24 protein-coding genes and 1 pseudogene are annotated in these 25,084 nt (G+C 68.7%); 16 read left to right on the plus strand and 9 right to left on the minus strand.

The features are described 5' to 3' along the window. Window positions 1-4: 4 nt before the first annotated feature. Entirely contained in the window at window positions 5-616 is a 612-nt protein-coding gene (ctaE, locus tag EV580_RS17335; protein WP_133692447.1) for an aa3-type cytochrome oxidase subunit III, read from the minus strand. A gap of 112 nt (window positions 617-728) precedes the next feature. Here ctaE and trpD point away from each other — a divergent pair, with 112 nt between their 5' ends. Then, the gene (gene trpD, locus EV580_RS17340; RefSeq protein WP_286171618.1) at window positions 729-1,814 is read left to right on the plus strand and encodes an anthranilate phosphoribosyltransferase; all 1,086 of its coding nucleotides are present in this window, start codon (window positions 729-731) and stop codon (window positions 1,812-1,814) included. Here trpD and EV580_RS17345 read toward each other — a convergent pair. Next, window positions 1,749-3,542: pseudogene (locus tag EV580_RS17345) on the minus strand (DEDD exonuclease domain-containing protein); the annotation flags it as partial. The gene trpD and the pseudogene EV580_RS17345 overlap by 66 nt on opposite strands. 107 nt (window positions 3,543-3,649) lie before the next feature. On the opposite strand from EV580_RS17345, the gene EV580_RS17350 reads away from it, so the two are divergent. From EV580_RS17350 to EV580_RS17375, 6 genes are all read left to right on the plus strand, one after another. Next, window positions 3,650-3,871, plus strand: coding sequence for a hypothetical protein (locus EV580_RS17350; protein ID WP_133692449.1), 222 nt, complete (start codon window positions 3,650-3,652; stop codon window positions 3,869-3,871). Between the two features lie 167 nt (window positions 3,872-4,038). Further along, on the plus strand, window positions 4,039-5,229 hold the full coding sequence (gene ripC, locus EV580_RS17355) for a peptidoglycan hydrolase RipC (RefSeq protein WP_133692450.1): 1,191 nt from the start codon (window positions 4,039-4,041) through the stop codon (window positions 5,227-5,229). Between the two features lie 70 nt (window positions 5,230-5,299). Next, window positions 5,300-6,076: a hypothetical protein gene (locus tag EV580_RS17360; protein ID WP_166654759.1), complete on the plus strand. Its 777-nt coding sequence runs from the start codon at window positions 5,300-5,302 to the stop codon at window positions 6,074-6,076. An 11-nt stretch (window positions 6,077-6,087) separates the two neighbouring features. Further along, window positions 6,088-7,236, plus strand: coding sequence for a glycosyltransferase family 4 protein (locus tag EV580_RS17365; protein ID WP_133692452.1), 1,149 nt, complete (start codon window positions 6,088-6,090; stop codon window positions 7,234-7,236). 10 nt (window positions 7,237-7,246) lie between these two features. After that, complete coding sequence (locus EV580_RS17370) at window positions 7,247-7,891, plus strand: cutinase family protein (RefSeq protein ID WP_133692453.1); 645 nt, start codon at window positions 7,247-7,249, stop codon at window positions 7,889-7,891. Window positions 7,892-7,908: 17 nt separating this feature from the next. Next, entirely contained in the window at window positions 7,909-9,054 is a 1,146-nt protein-coding gene (locus tag EV580_RS17375) for an acyltransferase family protein (RefSeq protein WP_133692454.1), read from the plus strand. Here the strand turns inward: EV580_RS17375 and EV580_RS17380 are convergent. Next, window positions 8,993-10,768 (minus strand): AMP-dependent synthetase/ligase, encoded by a 1,776-nt coding sequence (locus EV580_RS17380; RefSeq protein ID WP_133692455.1) that lies wholly within the window; start codon window positions 10,766-10,768, stop codon window positions 8,993-8,995. The two genes, EV580_RS17375 and EV580_RS17380, sit on opposite strands and share 62 nt — an antisense overlap. 64 nt (window positions 10,769-10,832) lie before the next feature. Here EV580_RS17380 and EV580_RS17385 point away from each other — a divergent pair, with 64 nt between their 5' ends. From EV580_RS17385 to EV580_RS17405, 5 genes are all read left to right on the plus strand, one after another. Next, window positions 10,833-11,222 carry a polyketide cyclase / dehydrase and lipid transport gene (locus EV580_RS17385; RefSeq protein ID WP_133693109.1) on the plus strand — a complete coding sequence of 130 codons (390 nt, stop codon included), beginning with the start codon at window positions 10,833-10,835 and terminating at the stop codon, window positions 11,220-11,222. A 98-nt stretch (window positions 11,223-11,320) separates the two neighbouring features. After that, window positions 11,321-11,755, plus strand: coding sequence for an SRPBCC family protein (locus EV580_RS17390; protein ID WP_133692456.1), 435 nt, complete (start codon window positions 11,321-11,323; stop codon window positions 11,753-11,755). Then, window positions 11,756-13,042 carry an ArsA family ATPase gene (locus EV580_RS17395; protein WP_133692457.1) on the plus strand — a complete coding sequence of 429 codons (1,287 nt, stop codon included), beginning with the start codon at window positions 11,756-11,758 and terminating at the stop codon, window positions 13,040-13,042. Further along, window positions 13,039-13,404: a hypothetical protein gene (locus EV580_RS17400; RefSeq protein WP_133692458.1), complete on the plus strand. Its 366-nt coding sequence runs from the start codon at window positions 13,039-13,041 to the stop codon at window positions 13,402-13,404. The genes EV580_RS17395 and EV580_RS17400 overlap by 4 nt, the downstream gene beginning before the upstream one ends. A gap of 107 nt (window positions 13,405-13,511) precedes the next feature. Further along, on the plus strand, window positions 13,512-14,243 hold the full coding sequence (locus tag EV580_RS17405) for a lysophospholipid acyltransferase family protein (protein ID WP_133692459.1): 732 nt from the start codon (window positions 13,512-13,514) through the stop codon (window positions 14,241-14,243). Here the strand turns inward: EV580_RS17405 and EV580_RS17410 are convergent. Beyond that, window positions 14,185-15,483, minus strand: a complete 1,299-nt coding sequence (locus EV580_RS17410; RefSeq protein ID WP_133692460.1) for a glycosyltransferase 87 family protein — start codon at window positions 15,481-15,483, stop codon at window positions 14,185-14,187. The two genes, EV580_RS17405 and EV580_RS17410, sit on opposite strands and share 59 nt — an antisense overlap. 146 nt (window positions 15,484-15,629) lie before the next feature. Between EV580_RS17410 and EV580_RS17415 the strand changes: the two genes are divergently transcribed. The 3 genes from EV580_RS17415 to EV580_RS17425 are packed head-to-tail and all read left to right on the plus strand — an operon-like array spanning window position 15,630 to window position 18,386. Continuing rightward, the gene (locus tag EV580_RS17415; protein WP_221218326.1) at window positions 15,630-16,445 is read left to right on the plus strand and encodes a hypothetical protein; all 816 of its coding nucleotides are present in this window, start codon (window positions 15,630-15,632) and stop codon (window positions 16,443-16,445) included. A gap of 10 nt (window positions 16,446-16,455) precedes the next feature. Beyond that, window positions 16,456-16,965, plus strand: a complete 510-nt coding sequence (locus EV580_RS17420) for a polyadenylate-specific 3'-exoribonuclease AS (protein ID WP_133692462.1) — start codon at window positions 16,456-16,458, stop codon at window positions 16,963-16,965. 32 nt (window positions 16,966-16,997) lie between these two features. Beyond that, entirely contained in the window at window positions 16,998-18,386 is a 1,389-nt protein-coding gene (locus EV580_RS17425) for a class II 3-deoxy-7-phosphoheptulonate synthase (protein WP_133692463.1), read from the plus strand. Here EV580_RS17425 and EV580_RS17430 read toward each other — a convergent pair. Continuing rightward, window positions 18,342-19,988, minus strand: a complete 1,647-nt coding sequence (locus EV580_RS17430) for an FAD-dependent monooxygenase (RefSeq protein WP_133692464.1) — start codon at window positions 19,986-19,988, stop codon at window positions 18,342-18,344. The genes EV580_RS17425 and EV580_RS17430 overlap by 45 nt on opposite strands. An 83-nt stretch (window positions 19,989-20,071) precedes the next feature. Continuing rightward, the gene (locus EV580_RS17435; RefSeq protein ID WP_133693110.1) at window positions 20,072-21,262 is read right to left on the minus strand and encodes a protein kinase domain-containing protein; all 1,191 of its coding nucleotides are present in this window, start codon (window positions 21,260-21,262) and stop codon (window positions 20,072-20,074) included. 62 nt (window positions 21,263-21,324) lie between these two features. Here EV580_RS17435 and EV580_RS17440 point away from each other — a divergent pair, with 62 nt between their 5' ends. Further along, a complete protein-coding gene (locus tag EV580_RS17440; protein WP_133692465.1) occupies window positions 21,325-21,729 on the plus strand; it encodes an Rv2175c family DNA-binding protein in 405 nt (134 codons plus the stop codon). On the opposite strand, the gene EV580_RS17445 is transcribed toward EV580_RS17440, so the two are convergent. From EV580_RS17445 to EV580_RS17455, 3 genes are all read right to left on the minus strand, one after another. Next, on the minus strand, window positions 21,647-23,200 hold the full coding sequence (locus EV580_RS17445; RefSeq protein ID WP_133692466.1) for an alpha-(1->6)-mannopyranosyltransferase A: 1,554 nt from the start codon (window positions 23,198-23,200) through the stop codon (window positions 21,647-21,649). The two genes, EV580_RS17440 and EV580_RS17445, sit on opposite strands and share 83 nt — an antisense overlap. A 4-nt stretch (window positions 23,201-23,204) precedes the next feature. Next, window positions 23,205-24,263, minus strand: a complete 1,059-nt coding sequence (idsA2, locus tag EV580_RS17450; protein ID WP_133692467.1) for a bifunctional (2E,6E)-farnesyl/geranyl diphosphate synthase — start codon at window positions 24,261-24,263, stop codon at window positions 23,205-23,207. Between the two features lie 114 nt (window positions 24,264-24,377). Further along, window positions 24,378-25,064, minus strand: a complete 687-nt coding sequence (locus EV580_RS17455; RefSeq protein ID WP_133692468.1) for an LppM family (lipo)protein — start codon at window positions 25,062-25,064, stop codon at window positions 24,378-24,380. Window positions 25,065-25,084: the final 20 nt, after the last annotated feature.

A 25,084-nucleotide genomic window follows, 5' to 3' on the forward strand; every position in this document is an offset into this window, starting at 1 on the left:
CTTCTCATCGGATGAAGTAGATCGTCGCGAACAGGGCGATCCACACGATGTCGACGAAGTGCCAGTAATAGGACACGACGATGGCCGCAGTCGCCTGGGCGGGCGTGAACTTGCTCATCGCTGTGCGCAGCAGAAGAAGAATGAAGGCGACCAGACCGCCGATGACGTGCAGGCCGTGGAAGCCGGTCGCGAGGTAGAACACGCTGCCGTAGGCGCTGCCCGGGATCGTCGTGCCGTGGGTGACCAGGTGGTAGTACTCGTAGGCCTGGCCGCCGACGAAGAACAGGCCCATCAGGAACGTGATCACGTACCAGCGGCGCAGCCCGTAGACGTCACCCCGCTCGGCCGCGAACACCCCCATCTGGCAGGTGAACGACGACGCGATCAACACCAGCGTCACCGGAACCGCCTGATACAGGTTCAGTTCGGTCGGTGGCGGCGGCCATGCGCCACCGGACTGTGCACGGGCAGTGAAGTACATCGCGAACAGCCCAGCAAAGAACATCAGTTCACTGGAAAGCCACACGATGGTGCCAACACTGACCATGTTCGGCCGGTTCAGCGAATGTACGCGCGATGTGATCGCAGTTCCCGATGTGCCAACAGCGCTCGTCACATGAAGAAGTATGACGCTTTGTAGTTGTTGAGGTACAGCCAGGGCCCGAATTAGTCATAACTGTCGGAAAACCGGGGTGTGGAGTTCCCGTGCGGCATGGGAATATCGGCGCGTGACTCGCCCCGTTTCCCCGTCCGGCGCCGACGCGCCGAATTCGTCATGGCCGCAGGTCCTGGACCGGTTGACGGCCAGCCGCGAACTCGAGCCGGGGCAGGCGAGGTGGGCGATGGACGAGATCATGACCGGGGCCGCGACGCCGGCCCAGATCGCGGCCTTCGGCGTGTCGATGAAGATGAAGCGCCCGACGCCCGCCGAGGTGCGTGAGTTGGCCGACACGATGCTGCAATACGCACGCATGGTGCCCACCGATGTCATCGGCACCGACACCGTCGACATCGTCGGCACCGGCGGCGACAAGGCGAACACCGTGAACCTCTCGACGATGGCGGCGATCGTGGTCGCCGCCGCGGGCGTGCCGGTGGTCAAGCACGGCAACCGCGCCGCCTCGTCCAAGAGCGGCGGGGCCGACATGCTCGAGGCACTCGGGGTGCGGATCGACCTGGGCCCCGACGAGGTGGCCCGCAGCGTGGCCGAGGTCGGCATCGGCTTCTGCTTCGCGCCGGTCTTCCACCCGTCCTACAAGTTCGCCGGGCCGCCGCGCCGCGAGATCGGCACCCCGACGGTGTTCAATCTGCTTGGCCCGCTGACCAATCCGGCCAGCCCGCGGGCGGGGCTGATCGGGTGTGCGTTCGGCGATCTGGCCGAGGTGATGGCCGGGGTGTTCGCGGCCCGGCGCTGCAGCGTGCTCGTGGTGCACGGCGACGACGGTCTCGACGAGCTGACCACGACGACCACCAGCACCATCTGGCGGGTGCAGGCCGGCACCATCGACAAGCTCACGTTCGATCCGCTGGGTTTCGGCTTCGCCAGGGCCCGCATCGAGGAGCTCGTCGGCGGCGAGGCCGAGCAGAACGCGCAGTCGGCCCGCGAGGTGCTGGGCGGGGCGCAGGGACCCGTGCGGGACGCGGTGATCCTCAATGCGGCGGGCGCGCTGGTCGCCCACAGCGGGCTATCCAGCCACGCCGAATGGTTGCCGTCCTGGGAGGACGGGCTGGCCCGTGCCGCCCAGGCGATCGACTCCGGTGCGGCCGAGCAGCTCCTGGCGCGTTGGGTGCGGTTCACGCAACAGGAGCTCTGACTCGGTCTGCTGGGCGGCCAGCCGCGCGGAGCGTGCAGTGGCCGACCACTGCGCCCACGGGCCGGCTGAGGCCACGGGTGTGGCCAAACCTGTTGTGGCGCTTACGATTCGGACGCCGGGACTGTTGAGCCAGCGCGCGATCAGGGAGGTCTCCTCGACCAGCGCGCCGCCGAGGGGCGCGGGCCGGGGCAGCACGATCTGCGCGCAGGACTGCAGCGCTTCGACGACGGGCATGGGCGGGACGCGACGGGGAGCCACCCCGGCCGCGGCGAGCTGGCCGTGTCGCACGACCGCGAGCTGCCAGCCGCCGGCGCCGTCGGGGCCCGCGACGACAAGCTCCTCCACCGCGGCGAGCGCGCGCAGGCGCTGCCCGCGCCACAGCACGTCGACGGCCGCGGCGATGTGATCGCGCAGCCGGGCCGCGCTCTCGTAGCGGGCGCGCCCGGCGAGCTCGCTCACCTGCTCGACGGCCGCGCCGAGCGCGCTGTTGTCCAGACCGGCGATCAGTGCGGCGGCCCGCAGCGGTGCGGCCGCGTAGTCGGCGGCGGCGATGCCGCGCGGTGCGGGACAGGGGGAGACCTCGCGCACCGGGCAGGCCGGGCCGTGCTCGGCACCGCGTGCGATGCGCGACGTACAGGTGCGCACCCCGGTGAATCGGGCCACCAGATCGGCGGTGTCGGCGGCGTCGGCCCGCGACCGGAACGGGCCGATCGCGCGGTCGTGACGCGGTTCGCGCACGACCGACAGTCGGGGGAACGCCTCGTCGGTCAGCACCACCCACCACCAGCGGTGCGGAAAACGTGAGCGCCGGTTGTACGGCGGCGCGTGAGCGGCCAGCAGCCGCAGCTCGCGCACCCCGGCCTCCAGCGGGTGGGCACACTCGACGTGGTCGACCTTGGTGGCCAGGCCGACCATCTCCTTCATCCGGCCGCGCGGATCCGCGCCGGTGAAGTACTGGCCCACCCGGCGGTGCAGATCGGTCGCGGTGCCGATGTAGAGCACCTCGCCGGTGGGTCCGCGAAACAGGTACACGCCTGGCCGGTGCGGCAGGTTGCGGGCCAGAACCCGTTTGCCGCGTTGGGCATTGGAGATATTGGGCATGAACCCGCGCAGCTCGGTATAGGTGTGCACGCCCTGATTGCCGACTCGCTCGATCAGCGCGTGCAGCACGTCGACGGTGGCGCGGGCGTCGTCGAGGGCGCGGTGGGTCGGCCGGGTGGCCGAGCCGACGAGTGCGGCCAGTGTGGCCAGCCGCACGCTGGGCGCCTCCTCGCGGGTGAGCACCCGGCGGGCCAGTTTCACCGTGCACAGCACCGGTGGGCGGGGCCAGGTGATGCCGCACTGTTCGGCGGCCGAACGAAGGAAACCGATGTCGAAGCCGGCGTTGTGCGCGACGAGGACGGCGCCGCGGGCGAATTCGAGGAACATCGGCAGCACCGCGGCGATGGTGGGGGCGTCGTGCACCATCGCGGTGGTGATCCCGGTGAGCTGAACGATCTGCGGCGGGATGGACCGTTGCGGGTCCACCAGGGTGGCGAACTCGCCGAGCACCTCGCCGCCGCGGACCTTGACCGCGCCGATCTCGGTGATGGCGTCGCGCAGCCCGTTCGGCGAAGCCGTCGCGCGCCCGCCGGTGGTCTCCAGGTCGACGACCACGAACGTGGTCTCCCGCAGCGAGACATCGGCGGCCGGGTCGACGTCGGCAAAGCTCAGCTGCGGCACGGTCATGACGCTAAGCAGCCCTACCGACAGGACACCGATGGCGCGCCGCGCGGCCCGGACTTGTCGGTGGCCGACGTTAGCGTGCGGCCAACAGGATGAGAGGAGACCCCGAGATGGGAACAGACCCGACGGAACCGGTCGTCATCGACTGCGACGACTGTGCGGTACGCGGGCCAGGCTGCCGCGACTGTGTGGTGAGCGTGCTGCTCGGCGTACCGGAGACTTTGCTGGAGGACGAGCGGGTCGCGCTGGAGGTGCTGGCAGAGGCCGGTCTTGCGCCGCGGTTGAAGCTGGTTCCGATCCACCGCCACGGAGGTTCCGGGCTCGCGAGCTAGTGGCCTGATAGGTTGGTTGGCAGGTTGTGGCTGGTGTGGCCGGTGAGGCTGAGAGTCTCTTGAGAAGTGTCTCCCTGGTTGGACAACGCCGATGCCATTTCGTAACCTGATCGAGACCTAAGGCACTCGATGCAACAACATCGACGGCACTTAAAGGATGCACAATCTTGAGCTTTGACCGCAGGTACCTGACTAAACGCGTTTTCAAACGCCCTCTAGTAGGTGGGATTGCGGGGCTCACTCTCTTTTCGTGCGTTATCTCCGGCTCAGTGCACGCCGATCCCGCCGAAGACGCGGTGGCCAAGCTGAACGAACTGTCACGACAGGCAGAACAGCTCACCGAGTCGATGCATTCCGCTCAGCTTGATCTCGACAAGAAGCTGCAGGCCGAAGGCGTTGCCGAGAAGAAGCACACCGATGATCTGGCCGCGGCGGATGCTGCCAAAGCCCAGTTGGCGACCTACCAGACCGCGGTCGACAAATTTGCTGTCGCTGTGTACATGGGTGGCAGCACTGACGGCCTGAGCGCGATCCTGACCGCCGAGTCGCCGCAGGGCCTGATCGACAAGCTGACCGTGCAGCGCGCGATGGCCACCGAGATGTCGGCCCAGATGCAGAACTACCGGCAGGCCAACGACCGGCTTCGCCAGGCCGAGGCCGAATCCGCCAAGTCGGCGTCCGATGCCAAGACGGCCGCCGAACAGGCCGCCGCGGTGCGGGCCGATCTGCAACGTAAGCAGTCCCAGCTGCAGGTCCAGATCGCGGCCGTGAAGTCGCGGTATCAGACCCTGACCCCGGATCAGCGCACGGCGCTGGCCGCCCCCGGACCGCCGCCGCCGGCCGACATCCTGGCGCTCGGTGCACCCGCGGGTCTGCCTCCGCTCGCCGATGCGCCCCCGCCGCCGGATGCGCTGCCGGCGCCTCCGCCACCCGACGCGCTCCCGGACGCGCCGCCGCCCGACGCCGCGCAGGTCATCCCGATGGCCGCCGTGCCTGTCCCGGGCCCCGGTAGCGATCAAGGCGCGGTCGCCGTGCAGGCCGCGCTGACCCGGATCGGCGACCCCTACGTGTGGGGTGGCTCCGGACCCAACCAATTCGACTGCTCGGGGCTGGTCATGTGGGCCTTCCAGCAGGCAGGCATCTTCCTGCCGCACTCCAGCCAGGCGCTGGCCAACGGCGGCCAGCCGGTCTCGATGGACCAGATGCAGCCCGGTGACGTCGTCAACTACTACTCCGACGCGTCGCACTCGGCGATCTACATCGGCGACGGAATGATGGTTCACGCCTCGACATTCGGCCGCCCGGTGATGATCTCGCCGGTGAACAACGCCCCGATCTACAACGTCCGTCGCTACTGACCGGTGGCGACGCCGGCTCTCGGCCGTCCTCGCCGTCGTTCTGGTCGCTGAACTGCTCACGGCCGCTTCGGTGTTGACCGCCACGCCGCCTACCGCTCCGCCCTCGCCGCGCACCGCCGTGCCCGCGCCGACACCCCTGGTGGTCGGCGACGGTCGCACCGTGCGCCTGATCAGCCTGGGCGGCACTCGCACCGATGACCTGCTCACCCGCATCGCCGGCGATATCGGCGCCGCCGTCGGCGCCGTCGAGAAGTTCTGGGGCACCGACTGGGACCGCGAGATCGTCGTGATCGCCACCGATTCACAGGCGCAGTTCATCGCTCAGGCCGGTCTCGACCCGAACGGGCAATGGAACGACATCGCCGCGGTGTCGGTCGCCGACCACGTCGACTTCGAGCACCGTCACGCCAGCGGTCAGCGGATGGTGTTCGCCCCCGGCGCCGCCGACATGAGCGAGGGGGCCCTGCGAATCGTGTTGACCCACGAGCTATTTCACTTCGCCGCCCGCGCCGACACCGCACTCGACGCGCCGCGCTGGCTGCTCGAGGGGACGGCCGACTTCGTGGCTCGTCCACCGGAGCCGCTCCCGCCGGATGCCGCGGCGAACACCGCGCTGCCCGCCGACGCCGACCTCGACGTGGCGGGCCCGCAGCGCGAGCGGGGCTACGACCGCGCCTGGTGGTTCGCCCGGTTCGTCGCCGACACCTACGGCGTCGACGCGCTGCGCCGGCTCTACGCCGAAGCCTGCGGACCCGGTCACAGCGACTTCGCGACCGCGGTTCAGCGGGCGCTGCACACCGACATGACCGCACTACGCGCCCGCTGGGCGCAGTGGCTGACCCGCTAGCGTAGGTGGCGATGACGCGGATCCTGCTGGTCACCAATGACTTTCCGCCCCGTCGTGGCGGCATCCAGTCCTATCTCGAGCAGTTCGTCGACCGGCTCGTCGATACCGGCGACCACCAGCTCACCGTCTACGCGCCGAAGTGGAAGGGTGCGCCCGAGTACGACCGGGCCGCCGGCTACCGCATCGTGCGCCATCCCGGCACCCTGATGCTGCCCGAGCCCGGCGTGGACCGGCGGATGCGCGCCCTGATCGCCGAACACGACATCGAAACGGTGTGGTTCGGTGCGGCGGCGCCGCTGGCACTGTTGGCCAACCGCGCCCGCAGTGCCGGTGCACGCCGAGTGGTGGCCAGCACCCACGGCCATGAGGTGGGCTGGTCCATGCTGCCCGTCGCCCGGTCGGCGCTGCGGCGCATTGGTACCGACACCGACGTCGTCACGTTCATCAGCCACTACACCCGCGGCCGGATCGCCTCGGCATTCGGCCCGAACGCCGCCCTGGAACACCTGGCGCCCGGCGTCGACTCCCAGCGGTTCCGGCCGGACCCCGCCGCCAGAGCCGAACTGCGGGCCCGCTACGGACTCGGCGACCGGCCGACGGTGGTCTGCCTGTCCCGGCTGGTGCCCCGCAAGGGCCAGGACATGCTGATCAAGGCGCTGCCCGAGATCCGCCGCCGGGTCCCCGGCGCCGTTCTGGTGATCGTCGGGGGCGGGCCCTACGCCGACGATCTGCACAAGCTGGCCGAGACCGTCGGTGTGACAGCCGACGTCGTATTCACCGGCGCAGTGCCCGGCGCCGAACTGCCCGGCCACTACGCGATGGCCGATGTCTTTGCGATGCCTTGTCGCACAAGGGGTTCCGGCCTCGATGTGGAAGGTCTTGGCATCGTGTTCCTGGAGGCGTCGGCCACCGGTGTGCCGGTGGTCGCCGGTGACTCCGGCGGCGCCCCGGAGGCCGTGCAGGAAGGCGAGACGGGCCGGGTGGTCGACGGACGCTCGGTCGCACAGATCGCCGAGGCGGTCTCGGGCATCTTGGCCGACCCCGCACTTGGCGCGCGGATGGGGGAGACCGGCCGGCGATGGGTCGAGACGGACTGGAGTTGGGCCGCCCACACGTCGCGGCTTTCCGAACTCCTGCGTCCGGCCGATCACCCCGTGTGACGATGAGCCGATGAACCGTGTTGCCACACTCGGTGCCGTCCTGGCCGCCGCGGCGGCGCTGCTGGTCCCGGCCGGGGTCGCCACGGCCGACGACTGCCCCGACGTCGAGGTGATCTTCGCCCGCGGCACCGGTGAGCCGCCAGGCCTGGGACGCGTCGGCCAAGCCCTGGTCGACGCGCTCGCACCCCGGCTGGGTGACCGAACCATGGACACCTACGCGGTGAACTACCCGGCCAGCTTCAACTTTCTCGCGGCGGCCTCGGGAGCCGACGACGCGGCCGCCCGCATCGCGGACATGGGCGCGCGGTGCCCGCAGACCAGGCTGGTGCTCGGCGGCTTCTCGCAGGGTGCGGCGGCGGTGTCGATGCTGGCCGGGGTGCCGCCGGTCGGGCAGCGGATCGGCAGCATCGGCTCGGCCCCGCCGCTGCCACCGGCCGGCGCCGGCCAGGTCGCCGCGGTCGCGGTGTTCGGCAATCCGGGAGCCCGGTTCGGCTCCCCGTTGTCGAGCACGGGCCAGTTCGCCGGACGGGCCATCGACATCTGCAGCGGCGGTGACCCGATCTGTTCGGCCGGCCTCGACCGTGCCGCGCACAGCAACTACGAACTGCCGCCATACCCCGATCAGGCTGCGAACTTCGTGGCCGGCTTGATCTGACGGGTACCCTCGCCGGGGTGCTCGCCAGCCCCGACCTCGACCTGCGCACCGGTGTATCCCGGTCGATCGGTGGTCGGCTGGACGCGCTGACCGGGCTGCGCGCCCTGGCGGCGCTGCTGGTGGTCGGCACCCACGCGGCGTTCGCGACCGGCAAGCTCTCCCACGGCTACATCGGCCTGGTGTGGGCGCGCCTCGAGGTCGGGGTGTCGATCTTCTTCGCGCTGTCGGGTTTCCTGCTGTTCCGCGCGTGGGTCGTCGCCGCGGCCGACGCGACGGCGGCCCCTTCGGCGCGGGTCTACGCCCGGCGCCGGTTGCGCCGGATCATGCCCGCCTATGTGGTGACCGTCGTCGCGGCCTACGGCATCTATTCCTTCTATTCCACCGGGCCCAACCCCGGTCAGAGCCTGTCGGGCCTGATCCGGCACCTCACACTGACCCAGATCTACACCGATAACTACCTGTTGACCTACCTGCACCGGGGCCTGTCGCAGACCTGGAGCCTGGCCGTGGAGGTGGCGTTCTATGCGGTGCTGCCGCTGCTGGCCCACCTGCTGCTGGTGGTGCTCTGCGGCGACCGGTGGCGGCCGGGGCGGCTGCTGGCCGGCCTGGTGGGCCTGGCCGCGATCAGTCCGGTGTGGCTGATCGTGCGGAACAGCACCGACTGGCTACCGAATTCGGCGGGGATGTGGCTGCCGGCGCACCTGGCCGCGTTCGCGGGCGGGATGGCGGTGGCGGTGCTGCACGTCATGGGGGTGCGCTGGCGCGCCGCACTTCTGGTGCCGGTCGCCGTGGCGCTCTTCCTGCTGGTGTCCACCTCGTTGGGCGGTGCGGCGGTCACCAAGACGCTGCTCTATGCCGCGATCGCGACGCTGATCGTGGCCGCGCCGACGCTGGGCGGGGGCGCGCTGTTCGACCGGATGCTGGCCAGCAGGCCGATGACGTGGCTCGGTGAGATCTCCTACGAGATCTTCCTGCTGCACGTGCTGGTGATGGCCATCGTGGTGAGCGCACTGGGCTGGCCGCTGTTCACCGGCTCACTGCCGGGTTTGTTCGGACTGACGCTGGGTGTCACGATTCCGTTGGCCTGGCTGCTGCACCGCGTCACTTCGCGTAGATGGCGGCGATCTCCTCGGCGAACTTCTGCGCCACAACGTTGCGCTTGACCTTAAGCGTCGGTGTCAGCTCGCCGGTCGCTTCGGTGAAGTCGGACGGCAGAATTCGGAACTTGCGGATCGATTCCGCATGCGACACATGCTGATTGGCGTCCTTGATGGCCAACTCGATCTCGGCGACCAGATCGGGATCCTCGCGGAGATCGCCGACCGAGGCGCCCGCGGGCTTGCCGTGGTGCGACTTCCACACGTCGAACGCCTCGGGGTCGATGGCGATCAGCACGCCGATGAACGGCTGGTTGTCGCCGACGGCCATGGCCTGGCTGATCAGCGGATGCGCCCGCAGTGCGTCCTCGAGCACCGCGGGGGCGACGTTCTTGCCGCCCGCGGTCACGATGATCTCCTTCTTGCGGCCGGTGATCGACACGAAGCCGTCGGCGTCCACGCTGGCCAGGTCGCCGGTGTGGAACCAGCCGTCGATGATCGCCTCCGCGGTGGCCTTCTCGTTGCGCCAGTAGCCGTCGAACACGACGCCGCCCTTGACGAGTAGCTCACCGTCCTGGGCGATCGCCATGCTGTTGCCGGGCACCAGCTTTCCGACGGTGCCGACCTTGAGCTCGCCGATCCGGTTCACCGTGATCGCCGCGCTGGTCTCGGTCAGGCCGTAGCCTTCGTAGATCGACAGCCCGACGCCGCGGTAGAAGTGGCCCAGCCGCTTGCCCAGCGGCGCGCCGCCGGAGATCGCGGCGTGGCAGTCGCCACCGAGGGCCCCGCGCAGCTTGCCGTAGACCAGCCGGTCGAACACGGCGTGGGCTGCCTTGAGTATCAGGTTGGGGGAGCCGGATTCCAGCGCCTCGCTGTAGGCGATCGCCGTCTTGGCGGCGAGTTCGAAGATCCGGCCCTTGCCGCTGTCGCGGGCGTTCAATTCGGCTGTGTTGTAGACCTTTTCGAACACCCGGGGAACCGACACCACGATCGTCGGCTTGAACACCTGCAGCATCGGCACCAGGTTCTTGATATCGCTGGTGTAGCCGAGGGTGACTTTGTTGGCGAACGCCGTCATCGACAGCGCGCGGGCCAGCACGTGCGCCAGCGGCAGGAAGACCAGAAGACGTTCGTTCTGGCGCAGCAGCGTCGGGAAACACGCTGTGGCACCACGGGTTTCGGACAGCAGGTTGGCGTGGGTCAGCGCAACGCCCTTGGGCCGGCCGGTGGTTCCCGACGTGTAGATCAGGGTGGCCGGGTCACTGGAGCGAAGCTGCTGGAGACGCCGCTCCAGTTCCGCGGGATCGGCACTCGAGGCCAGCGTGCCGAGCGACTCGATGCCCAGCGCGTTGCGCAGGGCAGGCAACGCGGAGCGCAATTCGGAGACCATCTGCGCGTGCGCCTCGGTCTCGGTGAACACCAGCACGGCGCCGGAATCCTCGAGCACCCACTGGACCTGCTCGGCCGAGGATGTTTCGTAGATCGGCACGGTGACTCCGCCGACCGACAGGATGGCGTAGTCGAGGACCACCCACTCGAAGCGCGTCGCCGACAGGATCGCCACCCGGTCACCGGCCTGAACACCGTCGGCGATCAATCCCAGCGCCGCCGAGCGGATCTGGGCCGCCATCTCGGCGCAGGTGACGTCGGTCCAGGCGCCGTCGACGAGCCGCTGGGCGATCACATGGTTCGGATCGGTGCGTTCGTGCTCGTAGACCGAGCTGGCCACATTGTCGTGTTCACCGATGGTGAACGACGCCGGAACGCTGAATTCACGCATGCCGACCAGCCTAGTCACCGGGCAGGTGGCCAGTGCGGGGGCCGGATATGTGAAGCTTGTGCCCATGAACAGCATCCAGGTCGCCGACGAGACGTTCGTCGCGGCCGATCCGGCGGCGGTCGGGCGTGCGGTCGCGGATCGGGCGAGCTGGCGCCGGTGGTGGCCGGATCTGCGGCTGGAGGTCGTCGAGGACCGGGCCGACAAGGGCGTGCGCTGGACGGTGACCGGTCCGCTGACCGGCACCATGGAGATCTGGCTGGAGCCGGTGCTGGACGGCGTGCTGCTGCACTACTTTCTGCACGCCGAACCGTCGGGTGCGGCGGCCTGGCAGCTGGCCAAGATGAACCTGCCCAAGCTGAACCATCAGCGCAGGGTGGCCGGTAAGCGGATGGCGTTCGAGGTGAAAACCACACTGGAGGCGGCCCGCCCGGTAGGGGTCGCACCCGGGCACTGATATCGGGTCACGCGTGCAACGGGGAGGGTACCGTTTGTGGCCGAGGGAGCGTGATCTTGTCGGGTCGCGCAGCGCAATAGCGACGGGAATTGGCAACAGTGGCTGACAAGACGGCGCAGACCATCTACATCGACGCGGATCCCCGCACTGTGATGGACGCGATCGCCGATATCGGGGCGTACCCGCAGTGGGTCTCGGAATACAAGGAGACCGAGGTTCTCGATTCCGACGAACAGGGTTACCCACTGACCGCCCGCCTGGTGCTGGACGCCGCGGTCCTCAAGGACACGATGGTGCTGTCCTACCGCTGGCCCGCCGACCGCAAGTCCGTCAGTTGGTCGCTGGTCTCGAGCTCGCTGCTGCGGGCGCTAGACGGCGCATATACGTTGGCTCCCAAGGGTTCTGGAACCGATGTCACCTACGAGCTCTCCGTCGATCTGATGATCCCGATGATCGGGCTGCTCAAGCGCAAGGCCGAGCGGCGGCTGACCGACACCGCACTCAAGGACCTGAAGAAATGGGTCGAGGGCTGAGTGACCCCCGGTGACGCCCCCGCCGATGCGGGCCTATCTGATCAGGCCCGGATCAGCTTCTTCGTCGGCAAGGGTGGCGTAGGCAAGTCGACGCTGGCGTCCGCGACGGCGGTGCGGGCGGCGCTGGCCGGTGAACGTGTGCTGGCCGTGTCCACCGATCAGGCCCACTCGCTCGGCGACGTTCTCGGTGTCGCGGTACCGCCCACCGGCGGGCGCGAACCGGTCCGGATTCTCACCGAGGAGGGCACCGACGCGGTCGGCGGTGGCCACCTCGACGCCCTGGCCCTGGACACCTTGGCCCTGCTGGAGGGCAGGTGGCGGGCCATCGCGCCGGTGCTGGCCGCCAGGTTCCCGAATTCTGACCTCAAAGACGTTGCCCCGGAGGAACTTTCGGCCCTTCCCGGTATTCAGGAGGTGCTCGGCCTCGCCGAGGTGGCCGCACTGGCCGACTCGGGCCGGTGGGATTACGTCGTCGTCGACTGCGCATCGACCGCCGACGCGATGCGCATGCTGACCTTGCCCGCGGCGTTCGCGATGTACATCGAGCGGGCCTGGCCCCGGCATCGCCGGCTCAGTGCGGCGATCGACAGTGCGCACAGCGCGGCCACCGTCGCGGTGATCGAGGGGATCGCCGGCGGGGTCGAGGGACTGTCCGCCCTGTTGACCGACGCGCAGCGGGTCAGCGCCCATCTGGTGCTCACCGCCGAACGGGTGGTGGCCGCCGAGGCCGTGCGCACCCTGGGCTCGCTGGTGCTGATGGGGGTGCGGGTCGCCGAGCTTTTCGTCAATCAGATTCTGGTCCAAGACGATTCGTACGAGTACCGCAATCTGCCCGAACATCCGGCCTTCGACTGGTACTCCGAGCGGATCGTCGAACAGCAGGCGGTGCTCGACGAACTGTCCACCGCGATCGGCGATGTGCAGCTGGTGCTGGCTCCGCACCTTGCCGGTGAGCCGATCGGCGCCAAGGCGCTGGGCCAGCTGCTCGACAGCGCCCGCCGCCGCGATGGCTCGCCACCGCCTGGTCCGTTGAAACCCGTGGTGGATCGCGAATCCGGCTCGGGGGTCGATGCGATCTACCGGATGCGGTTAGAGTTGCCGCAAATCGATCCGGGCACGCTGTCGCTGGGCCGGGTCGACGACGACTTGATCATCGGCGCGGCAGGAATGCGGCGCCGCGTGCGACTGGCGTCGGTTCTGCGGCGGTGCATCGTGGTGGACGCGGCACTGCGCGGGACCGAGCTGACCGTGCGCTTTCGACCCAATCCGGAGGTGTGGCCCGCGTGACCGGCCCCCATCCCGATCTTGGGCCAGAACTGCGCGCGCTGGCCCAGGCGATCCTGGACCGGCTGGACCCCGCCGTGCGCGCCGGGGCTGCGATGACCGCGGGCAGCGCGCCCGGCAAGTGTCAGCAGGTGTGGTGTCCGGTCTGTGCGCTGGCCGCCCTCGTCAACGGTGAGCAGCACCCGCTGCTGACCGTGGTCGCCGAGCACAGCGTGGCCCTGGTGACGATGCTGCGGGCGATGATCGACGAGGACGGTGCGCCCGGGCCCGGTCCCGACGGTTCACCGCCCGATGACCCCGGTCCCGATTCGGCTGGCTCCGGGCCCAGCCGCTACCAACACATTCCGGTCAGCGTCGAGGAGTGAGCGGCCGCGCGCCCTGATGATCGGATGTGAACCGGGGCTGACCTGTGGTCGGTGTGCTGGCGCCTGGGTAGAGTTAGCGCAAAGCGCGTCACCTACCGGGAGGCCCCATGTGGTACTGGCTGTTCAAGTACATCTTCATGGGCCCGTTGCTGGCTTTGCTCGGTAGGCCGAAAGTCGAAGGGCTGGAACACGTTCCGACGTCCGGACCGGTGATCCTGGCCAGTAATCACCTGGCGGTGGCGGACAGCTTCTACCTTCCGCTGGTGGTGAGCCGGCGGATCACGTTCCTGGCGAAGTCCGAATATTTCACCGGCACGGGTATCGGGGGCTGGTTCAACCGGTGGTTCTACACGGTCGCCGGCCAGGTGCCGATCGACCGTTCCGACGCCGACGCCGCCCAGGCGGCGCTGAACACCGCCGAGCGCATTCTCAAAGAGGGCAAGCTGCTCGGCATGTACCCCGAGGGCACCCGCTCACCGGACGGCCGCCTCTATAAGGGCAAGACCGGGCTGGCCCGCCTCGCCCTGGAGACCCAGGTTCCGGTGATTCCGGTCGCGATGATCGGAACTGACGTCGTGAACCCGCCGGGATCGAAGATGTGGCGCTTCGGCCGGGTGACGGTGCGCTTCGGCAAGCCGATGGATTTCTCCCGTTTCGACGGCCTCGCAGGCAACCGGTTCATCGAACGGGCCGTGATCGACGAGGTCATGTACGAGCTGATGGAGCTCTCCGGCCAGGAGTACGTCGACATCTACGCGGCGACGCTCAAGAACGCCGACCCTAAGCCGGATGCACCAGATCAGCCACCGGCGCGGATCCCGGAGAGCGCCGCGGGCTAGCAGCCGCCGTCACCACGGTCAGGCCCGCGACGACGATCACGGCCAGCGCCCACCACACGTAGGACATCCCGAGCAACTGGCGCCACCACGACGCCGTCTCCTCGTGGTGCTTGGGCAGCAGTTCGAGCGGAATCCAGACCATCAGCACCACGCCGATCGCGGTGACCACGCCGAGCGCGACGTTTCGGCGACGGTAGGCGAGCACCGCGCCGGTGATGACCGTCGGCAGCGCCCACACCCAGTGGTGCGACCACGACACCGGGGACACCACCAGCCCGAACAGCGCCACGCACATCAGCGCCAGCGTGGGTTCCCGTGCGATCAGCACCCGCCGGACGGCCCAGATCGTCAGGGCCAGCACGGCGAAGCACGCCAGCGTCCACAGGATGAAGTGGGTGCTCTTGTCCAGCCCCAGCCGGGCCAGCGCGCCGGCGATGTTCTGGTTGGTGTTCAGTGCCGCGCTGCCGATCCGGTCGGTGTGCAGGATCGTCGTGGTCCAGTACTCCGCCGAATCGCGCCAGGCCAGCGCGCACCCCAGCAGGCTGGCGCCGATGAACGTGCCGACCGCGGTCAGGGCGGCCCGGCCGTCCCGGCGCAGGACGAAGTACAGCAGGAACACCGCGGGCGTCAGCTTGAGGGCGATCGCGATGCCCAGCAGCATCCCGCGCGGCCACGGGGTGCGGCGCGGCAGGCAGTCGGCGATCACCAGCGTCATCAGCACCACGTTGATCTGGCCGAAGTCGAAGTTGGCGTCGATCGGCTCGAGGTACATCACCGCCAGCGCCACGATGCCGGCCGTCAGCCAGGCCCGGCGCAGCCACGCAGGCTCCTTGGTGAGCGCCGAGACCGGCCACACCGCCAGCCGGCTCAGCACGATCCAGGTGGACAGCAGGACCAGCATCAGCGTGATCACCGTGATGGTCACGCTGGCCACCGGCAGCGACATCCAGGCGAACGGGCTGAACACGATCGCCGCCAGCGGGGGGTAGGTGAACGGCAGGTCCAGCCCGGCCAGCGTGTGGAACATCGCGTCGCCGGCATACAGCGGCCGGTCGTCCAGCCAGGCCTGCCCGCCCATGCGGTAGACCTCGATGTCGATGCGGTAGGGGATCTTGCCGAACAACAACCAACCGGCGTTGAGCACCAGCGCGACGATGGTGACCTGCGTCACTCGCCATCCCGCGGTCAGCCAGGGCCTCGCCGCCTCACTGCCCAGATCGGGTAACCGCCGCATACTCATGTCGCCATCAGAGTATCGGTGCGGTGCGACGCGCCGGGTGTTATCCCGGCCGTGGCGGCCCCTATCAGGGTTGATCGGGCGTATCTTCTGACCCCGTGCCCTTTCACCTGCACTTCGACGTCGTCGCCCCCGGGCGCGTGCCGCTGATGTGGTGTCTGATCGCGTTCATCTGCACGTTCTTCGTGACCCGGACGATCGTGCGCTACATCCGCCACAACGCCGGCAACGATGCGCCCCGCAAGTGGTGGCAGCCGCGCAACATCTCCGCCGGCGGTGGGCTGCACATCCACCACGTCGTGATCGGTGTCGTGTTGGTGATGGTCTCCGGGGTCACCATGGTGACCTTGGCCACCGAGGGCGGTGTTGGTGAATTCACCGCTGCGGCAATCATTTTCGGGATCGGCGCGGCGCTCGTTCTGGACGAGTTCGCGCTCATCCTGCACCTGCAGGACGTGTATTGGGCCGAGGACGGCCGCACCTCGGTGGACGCGGTGTTCGCCGCGATCGCCGTGGCCGGCCTGTTGATCATGGGTTTCAACCCGCTGTCCTTCTTCGACATCGGATTCTGGCGCGCGGACGATTCGATCGCGGCCCGCACGGTCGTCGTCGTTCTGGCAGCACTGACCCTGGCGCTGGCGGTGGTCGTCCTGCTCAAGGGCAAGGTCTGGACGGGCCTGGTCGGCATGTTCTTCACCCCGCTGTTGTTCATCGGCGCGATCCGGCTGTCGCGTCCGCACGCGCCGTGGGCGCGGTGGCGTTACCAGGACAAGCCCAGAAAGATGCACAAGGCACTGGAGCGCGAGCGCTACATGCGCCGCCCCGTCGTGCAGGCCAAGCTCTGGCTGCAACACATCATCGCCGGTGAGCCGAGCTTCCCGGCCGACGCCGAGGTGGACGCCGAACTCGACAAGGAGATCCACGCGGCGCCGGCTCCGCCGCCGCGGGGCGAGACGTCAGGATAGGGTGCGGCCAGTGCGCTTCTTCTACGACACGGAATTCATCGACAACGGCCGGATCATCGACCTGATCTCGATCGGGGTGGTGGCCGAGGACGGGCGCGAGTACTACGCGATCTCCACCGAGTTCGATCCCGAGTCCGCCGGTAAGTGGGTGCGTAACAACGTGCTTCCGAAACTGCCGAGCCCGTCGTCGCAGCTGTGGCAGTCCCGCCGCCAGATCCGGGAGGGCCTCGAGGAGTTCTTCGCGATCGACGGTGACGAGCCGATCGAGCTGTGGGCCTGGGTGGCCGCCTACGACCACGTCGCGCTGTGCCAGCTGTGGGGGCCGATGACCAGCCTGCCGCCGCAGATCCCGCGGTTCACCCGGGAGCTGCGGCAGTTCTGGGAGGAGCGCGGCTGCCCCCGGATGCCACCGCGGCCGCATGACACCCACGACGCCCTGGTCGACGCTCAGCACAACCGGCGCAGGTATGTGCTGATGACCACCGGCGTGGACGTCGGCTCCGCCGCCGCCGAGCGGTAAAAACGAGTTCGCCACCCCGTTACCATGGACGGGTGAACTGGACCGTTGATGTACCGATCGAACAGCTGCCGTCGCTGCCGCCGCTCCCGGCTGACCTGCGCGGACGCCTCGATGCGGCACTGAGCAAGCCGGCGCTGCAGCAGCCCAGCTGGGATCCCGAGCAGGCCGCCGCGATGCGGACGGTGCTCGAGAGCGTGCCGCCGGTCACCGTGCCCTCCGAGATCGAGAAGCTGAAGTCGCAACTGGCCGACGTGGCCCTGGGCAAGGCGTTCCTGCTCCAGGGTGGCGACTGCGCCGAGACCTTCGTCGACAACACCGAGCCGCACATCCGCGCCAATATCCGCACGCTGCTGCAGATGGCTGTGGTCCTGACTTACGGCGCGAGCATGCCGGTGGTGAAGGTGGCCCGGATCGCCGGCCAGTACGCCAAGCCGCGCTCGTCGGACACCGACGCGCTGGGGCTGAAGTCGTACCGCGGTGACATGGTCAACGGCTTTGCCCCGGATGCCGCTGTGCGCGAACACGATCCGTCCCGCCTGGTACGCGCCTACGCCAACGCCAGCGCCGCGATGAACCTGGTGCGCGCGCTGACGTCGTCCGGGCTGGCGTCGCTGCACGCGGTGCACGACTGGAACCGCGAATTCGTCCGCACCTCACCCGCCGGTGCCCGCTACGAGGCGCTGGCTGGTGAGATCGACCGTGGCCTGCGGTTCATGACGGCCTGCGGGGTCAACGACCGCAACCTGGACACCGCCGATATCTATGCCAGCCACGAGGCGCTGGTGCTGGACTACGAGCGCGCGATGCTGCGGATGGACGCCGAAGCCGCAGGTGGGCCTAAGCTCTACGACCTGTCGGCGCACTACGTCTGGATCGGGGAGCGCACCCGCCAGCTCGACGGCGCCCACGTCGCGTTCGCCGAGGTGATCGCCAACCCAATCGGCATCAAGATCGGCCCGACCACCTCACCGGAACTGGCGGTGGAGTACGTCGAGCGCCTCGACCCGAACAACGAGCCCGGCCGGCTCACGCTGGTCAGCCGGATGGGCAACGGCAAGGTTCGCGACGTGCTGCCGGCGATCATCGAGAAGGTGCAGGCCTCGGGTCACCACGTGATCTGGCAGTGCGACCCGATGCACGGCAACACCCACGAGTCCTCGACGGGTTACAAGACCCGCCACTTCGACCGCATCGTCGACGAGGTACAGGGCTTCTTCGAGGTGCACCGCGCGCTGGGCACTCATCCCGGCGGCATGCATGTGGAGATCACCGGCGAGAACGTCACCGAATGCCTTGGTGGCGCACAGGATATCTCCGACACCGATCTGGCCGGCCGCTACGAGACGGCCTGCGACCCGCGCCTGAACACCCAGCAGTCACTGGAGCTGGCGTTCCTGGTAGCGGAGATGCTGCGCGACTAGTTCGGCCGGCCGGCCTCGGTAGCTGATGTACTTGTCCGGCCGGATCACGAACGCGCCCGGTGTGGTCATCCCGTACTGACGGTGCGCCGAGCGGGTCGGATCACCAAGGGCGGCAGGGTGATCGGCGAAGCGCTCGGCGGTGACCACCCGCGCTTTCACCAGCCCCGGATTCTCCTGCTCGAGTTGTTCTGCGATCCGGCACAGTTCGATGGCGGGCCGCGCCTCGTCGTCGAGTCCGGTGAACAGCAGCACGGTGTGGTGTGTCCCGCGGAACACGTCGTAGAGGCGCCCCCGGTTGCCGTCGATCAGCACGTCGGCCTCGCGCGCGCGGTCGCCGGGCGCGGGGGCGTCGTGCCAGTCCGAACCGTCCTGCGCATTCAGCGGGCTGTCCGGATAGTGCAGCCGCAGCTGCGCCAGCAGTCCGATGAAGCGCCTGCGCACCCACCCGCGGGACAGCACGTGGCTGGCCAGCACGGGCGCGACCCGGCCACGGGCCAAGCGCGCCAACGGATTCTGCCCGCCGAACACCGAGAACATCCGGTCGGTGGTCTTGAGAAGTTGAACACCGATCGGGTGCCGCTCGGCGTTGTAGCTGTCCACCAACGACTCGTCGGCCAGCCCCCGCACCACGAACGCGAGCTTCCAGCCGAGGTTGTAGGCGTCCTGGATGCCGGTGTTCATGCCCTGTGCGCCCGCGGGGCTGTGCACATGAGCGGCGTCGCCGACGAGGAAGATCCGTGCGTCGCGGTAGCGCGGCACCGTGCGGCTGTGCACCCGATAGCGGGTGACCCAGAATTCCTTGACGACGGTGGCGGGGAAGGGAACTCGCTCGTCGACCATGGCCTGGAACTCGTCATGAGTGGGTTCGCTGTACTCCGCACTCGGGCCGTCCGGGCCCGGCGGGAAGTTTCCGAAGATCCGATAACGGTTGGTGCCGGGCATCGAGAACGCCGCGAAAATACCTGCCGGACTAGGGAATCCGTAGAGTCCGCCGTGCGGTAGCTTCCAGTCGAGTTCGGCGTCGGCCATGATGAACTCGTCGCGGTAGGTGTCGCCGGAGAACGGGATGCCGCTGGCCTTGCGCACTGCGCTGTGCGCGCCGTCGCACCCGGCGAGCCACTGGCAGCGCACCGATTCCGTCGCGCCGTCCCCGTGGCGCAGCGACGCGGTCACCCCGTCGCCGTCCTGGGTGAAGTCGGTGAGTGCCACACCGCGTTCGATCTCGACGCCGTGCCGGGACAGCAGGTCGGTCAGGATGCGTTCGGTGTCGTGCTGGGAGAGCGTGCGCGGCTCGGGGTAGGCGGTGAGGTTCTGCGGTCCGGTCAGCTGGCCGGCGAAGTCCACGTCGACGGTCTTGTCCGCGAACGTGATGGTGAGCTCTGAGGCCGCGGTGCCGGCCGCGAAAGCCTGCTCGGCGATGCCGAGGTCGTCGAGGATCTCCAGCGTTCTCGGCTGGACGACGAGAGCACGGGACGTGGTCGCCGCCTGCGGAGCGCGATCGATGATCCGCGGCGTGACGCCGTGCCGGACGAGTTCGTTGGCCAGCAGTAGTCCGGTCGGACCTGCGCCCACGATCAGGACGCCCAGGTCAGGTGCGGTCATGTCCGTCGCCTCCTCAAATTCATCATCAGATGAATTTGAGTATCACTACGAGTGTAGTGATTGTCAAGAGGGTCGGTTCGGGCCTAGATCAGGGCGGCGATATTGGTGCCCAACATCCAGCCGGCGGCGGCCACGCCGCCGGTCAGCAGCACCACGATCAGCACCCAGAACACCACTGAGCGCCGGGCGCGCTGACGTTCCCAGATGAACTCATTGATGTCGATACCGGCGAATTGACTTGCCAATTCCGGGCTTTCGTCCTCAGCCGGGGTGGGCTGCCAGTCCTGCGGGTCGCGGATGAGCTGCCGGGTCGGATTCTTGACCGCCGGCGGGGGAGGCGGGGGTGGCAAGGCAGGCGGGGCGGCCCGGTAATCGTCGGTGGGCCTGCTGTGGAAGGCGGTGGCCGCGGCGTGCTGCGCGGAGTTCTTCGGTGCGGGCACCCGGAATTTCGGGAGCGCCAACTCACCGGCGATCGCGTCGAGATCCTCGGCCATCTCCTCGGCGTCCGCGAACCGCTCCTCGGCGTTGCGCGCGGTGGCCCGCGCGATGAACTCGTCGAACTGGCGCGGCACGCCGGTGATCACCGTGCTGGGCACCGGCACGTCGTTGTCCATCCGCTGATAGGCCACGGTCAGTGGATTATCGCCGGTGAACGGTGTTGTGCCGGTGATCAATTCGTAGGCCAGGATCCCCACGGCGTAGACATCGCTGCGCGCGTCGGCCGCGCCGCTGCTGACCTGTTCGGGGGACAGGTAGGCCGCGGTGCCCAGGATGACACTGGTCGAAGTGATACCCGCCTCGGCCACCGCGCGTACCAGGCCGAAGTCGACGAGCTTGACCTCGCCGTCATCGGAGATCAGCACGTTCTCGGGTTTGACGTCGCGGTGTACCAGCCCGGCGTGATGGGCGGTGGCCAGGCCACCGAGAACCGGGCGCAGCACCGCGGCGGCGGCGTGCGGGGGCATCGGGCCGCGCTCGCGCAGCAGCTCCCGCAGTGTGCCGCCCTCGACGAGTTCCATCACCAGGAACGGATGGCTGCCGTCCAGCCCCTGGTCGTACACCGCGACCAGCCCGGGATCTTTCAAGCGGGCCACTGCGCGGGCCTCACGCTGGAAGCGGGTCAGGAACTGGCTGTCGCTGGCGTAGCGCGCATCCATCACCTTCAGCGCCACCGGCCGGTCCAGGCGGACGTCCAGACCGCGGTACACCGTCGACATTCCGCCGGTCGCGATCTTGGCGTCGACGCGGTACCGGCCTTCCAGCAACACGCCCATCAGGGGGTCCGACGTCACGCAGACATGGTATCCGCGGGGACCGTCGGCCTAGACTGGAGCGGGTGAGCAGCATTCCTGCCGGTGACGATGTTCTGGATCCCGACGAGCCCCTCTACAGCCTTCCGGAAGTCGCCGAGTTGTTGCGTATCCCGGTGACCAAGGTGCACCAGCAATTGCGCGAGGGCCACCTGGTCGCGGTCAAGCGCGGCGGCGTCCCGATGATCCCCAAGGTCTTCATCAATGCGCACGGCGGCGTGGTCAAGAGCCTGCCCGGCCTGCTGGCCGTGCTGCGCGACGGCGGCTATCGCGACACCGAGATCCTGCGCTGGCTGTTCACCGCCGATCCCTCCCTGACGGTGACCCGTGACGGGACGAAAGAGTCGATCAGCAATGCCCGTCCGGTAGATGCGCTGGATGCTCACCAGGCCCGCGAGGTGGTCCGGCGCGCTCAGGCCATGGCTTACTGAGCGAATACCACGCGGCCAGCGCGCAGGCGGTGGCCAGCAGCACGTGGATCCACGAGTACATGCCGTGCGAACCGTCCGGCTTGAAGATCACCATGATCCAGGTGGAGAACCCGGCGATCAGCGCGATCGCCGCACGGGACTGCGCCAGCGCCGACATCACCGCCAGCGGCCAGGTGTAGTACCAGGGCAGCGCTGCGGGCACGAACAGCACGACCATCAGCATGGCCCATGCGATGCCCATCAGCGCTTCGCGGTCGTCGTGGCGAAACCGCCACCACAGCAGCGGAAGTGACACCGCGATGATGATGATGCCGGCGATCCGGGTGACATCGAGGACGGCGTAGAAGTTCACCGGTAGGAAGAGCCCGCCGATCGCGTTGGTGAGGTTCGCGACCGCCGTCGGGATGGTCAGCCAGTTGATGATCTTCACCGAGCCGGCCAGTGCGGTCAGCCAGCCGAGGCCCACCCCTGCCACCCAGGACAGCACCGCGAACACCGCAACGAAGATCGCCACCGACGCCGCCGACGCCGTCGTGAAAGCCTTGACGGCGCCCATCTTTCGGTCGGCGCGCAGGTGCCGCATCCACACCCACACCATGAACGGCAATGCCAATACCGCGGTGGCTTTGACCGCGACGGCAATGGCGATCAGCATCGCGCCCGCGGCGTGGTGGCGCGCGAAGGTCAGCGCGATGCCGGCCATCATCAGCCCGACCATCAGCATCTCGTTGTGCACCCCTCCCATCAGGTGAATGATCACCAGCGGGTTCAGCGCGCAAATCCACAGGGCCACCGCACCGTTCGCGCCGATGTGGCGCGCCACCCGGGGGGCCGCCCAGATCAGCATCGCCAACCCGGGCAGCATGCACAGCCGCAGCAGCATCGTGCCCGCCACCACATGGTCGCCGACCAGGGTGGTGACGAAGCGGGCCACCAGGATGAATGCCGGTCCGTAGGGGGCGGTGGTGGTCGTCCAGATCGGGCTGACGTTGTCCAACAACGAGTTCTGGTTCTCCACCGGCCCGACGGCATACGGGTCGAGACCGTCGCGCAGCAGCGCGCCCTGCGCCAGATAGGAATAGGTGTCGCGGCTGAACAGCGGGACGCTCAGCAGCAGCGGCGCCAGCCAGAAGCCGGTGGTCGCGATCATCGTGTAGTCGCTGACCTCGCTGCCGGGCTCTACGACGCGCCTGCCAACCCACAGCCACGCCACCAGCATCAGCACCACGCCGCCCCACAGCAGCACTGAGGACACCACCAGGCCGTGGCCGAATCGCAGCCAGGACAAGTGAATCGACTCGAGCAGCGGGTCGTGCTGGCGGGTGCTCCCGGCGCCGAGCCCGCCGAGCGTGATCAGCACCGCGCCGAGGAACCCCAGCAGCGCCGGCCGGCCCTCGTCGCCGGCGGTGAAGGCCGCCAGGCGTGCGAGACCGGCCTGCGGTTTGGGGGGAGTGGGAGCGATCGCGGACATGGGTCTAGGCCGACCGGTTGGCGGCCAATCTCGCGAGTTCGGTCAGGCCGGCCTTGGCCGGCGCGTTGATCGGCCCGCTCTCGAGCAGACCCAGCGCGTGGTTGGTCAGCAGTTCGATGCGGCTTTCCACCGCGGCCAGTGCGCCGACCGATTCGATGATGTCGCACAGCTGGCGGACCGCGCCGTCGGTGAGCTCGGTGCCGATGCCGGCGCGCAGCCGATCGGCGGCGTCGGGGTCGGCCGCGGTAGCCCGCTCCAGAGCCTCGGCCAACAGGACGGTGCGCTTGCCGGACCGCAGGTCGTCGCCCGACGGCTTGCCCGTCACCGCGGGATCGCCGAACACGCCCAGCACGTCGTCGCGCAGCTGAAACGCGACACCCAGATCGGTGCCGAGCTCGTAGAAGATTCGCTGCACGTCGGGTCGGTCGGCGGCGGCCGCCGCGCCCAGCTGCAGCGGTCGCGAGATCGTGTACGACGCGGTCTTGTAGGTGTTGACGTTCATCGCCGACTCGATCGACTCGGCGCCACTGGATTCCGCGACGATGTCGAGGTATTGGCCGCCGAGCACCTCGGTGCGAATGTCGGACCACACCCGCCAGACGCGGCGCTGGTCGGCGACGGGCAGATCCACCCCGGCGACGATGTCATCGGCCCACACCAGCGACAGGTCACCCAGCAGGATGGCCGCCGACCGGCCGAACTGCACCGAGTCCCCGCGCCAGCCGCGGCTGCGGTGCAGGTCGGTGAAGTGGACGTGGGCGGTGGGCCAGCCGCGCCGGGTCGCCGAATCGTCGATGACGTCGTCGTGGACCAGGGCGCAGGCGTGCAGCAGCTCCAGTGCCGAGAACAGCAGCAGGATCCCGTCGTCCACGCTCGCGTCGGGCTCGGCGGTCACCGCGCGGTATCCCCAGTAGGCGAAGGCCGGGCGGACTCGTTTGCCACCACGCAGGACGAAGTCCTCGAGAGCGGCGATGAGCCCGTCGTAGTCGGTGCCGATGTACGCGGCGTCGGCCCGGCGGCCTGCCAGGTATCCCCGCAGTTGATCGGTGACGGCGCCGGCCAGCTGGACGGCCGACGGGGCTGCTGCTTCGACGCTCAGCGCGGCGCCCCTTTCTGTGTACGAGGGTGGGTGCGCAACCAGAGTAAGGCGTCGGGGGAACTTTGCCCCACCAAGCGGCTAGCTCTCGCTTTGATCAGCGTTGGCGAATCGGGGTGAGCGGTCCCGGCTGACCCATGCCAGCGACCCGATCACGCCGCAGACCACCAGCGCGCCGAGCCCGAGCCACAGTGCCGCGCCGGTGAACGAGCGGGTGCTGGGATCGGTGTAGCGGGCCTGGGCGCTCATCGTGGAGACGACACCCGGCTTGAGCTTCCACTCGACGACGTCGGTGTCGATCCGGTCGCCGTTGGTCGACGTCACTTCGCCGGGGAAGGACACCGTCAGCTCCACATCGGCGTCGGGATCGCTGACGCTGGTCAGGTCGACTCGGCCTTCGAGGATCACCAGATTTCCCGCCCGCCGCAGCGAGATGTCGACGCCGGCCGCCTCGCGGTTGAGGTTGGCCAGCTGCGGCACCTCGGAGAAGCTCAGGTTGGAAAACACCGCCTGGGAGCCGACGTAGTCGTCGGTGTCGTACTTCGACACCGAAATCTTCTGGCTGAACGGCACATTGAGGTCGAACTGCGGACCCTGGTCGTCGGAATCGCGCGGTTTCGCCGCGGCCAGGATCTGGCCGGAAACCTGATCGTCAGGCGACACCGTGATCGAGGCGTGCACGCGCACGCAGCCGACCGCCAATGGCGCCACGAGGAGCAGCAGCAACGCCACGGCGCGTAAGCGCAGGCGGCGGGATCGGTCGCGCACGTGGGTATCGTGCCAGATTC

Origin of the sequence: Mycobacterium sp. BK086, assembly GCA_004362315.1 — a bacterium.
Classification (GTDB): Bacteria; Actinomycetota; Actinomycetes; order Mycobacteriales; family Mycobacteriaceae; genus Mycobacterium.

Excerpts from the sequence above, each read along its gene's own strand:
- EV580_RS17445 (WP_133692466.1), bottom strand. The coding sequence starts at position 23,200 with ATGTCCGCGATCGCTCCCACTCCCCCCAAACCGCAGGCCGGTCTCGCA.
- EV580_RS17365 (WP_133692452.1), top strand. The coding sequence starts at position 6,088 with ATGACGCGGATCCTGCTGGTCACCAATGACTTTCCGCCCCGTCGTGGC.
- EV580_RS17370 (WP_133692453.1), top strand. The coding sequence starts at position 7,247 with ATGAACCGTGTTGCCACACTCGGTGCCGTCCTGGCCGCCGCGGCGGCG.
- EV580_RS17385 (WP_133693109.1), top strand. The coding sequence starts at position 10,833 with ATGAACAGCATCCAGGTCGCCGACGAGACGTTCGTCGCGGCCGATCCG.
- EV580_RS17430 (WP_133692464.1), bottom strand. The coding sequence starts at position 19,988 with ATGACCGCACCTGACCTGGGCGTCCTGATCGTGGGCGCAGGTCCGACC.
- EV580_RS17380 (WP_133692455.1), bottom strand. The coding sequence starts at position 10,768 with ATGCGTGAATTCAGCGTTCCGGCGTCGTTCACCATCGGTGAACACGAC.
- EV580_RS17415 (WP_221218326.1), top strand. The coding sequence starts at position 15,630 with ATGTGGTGTCTGATCGCGTTCATCTGCACGTTCTTCGTGACCCGGACG.
- EV580_RS17350 (WP_133692449.1), top strand. The coding sequence starts at position 3,650 with ATGGGAACAGACCCGACGGAACCGGTCGTCATCGACTGCGACGACTGT.
- EV580_RS17410 (WP_133692460.1), bottom strand. The coding sequence starts at position 15,483 with ATGAGTATGCGGCGGTTACCCGATCTGGGCAGTGAGGCGGCGAGGCCC.
- EV580_RS17435 (WP_133693110.1), bottom strand. The coding sequence starts at position 21,262 with ATGGGCGTGTTGCTGGAAGGCCGGTACCGCGTCGACGCCAAGATCGCG.
- EV580_RS17405 (WP_133692459.1), top strand. The coding sequence starts at position 13,512 with ATGTGGTACTGGCTGTTCAAGTACATCTTCATGGGCCCGTTGCTGGCT.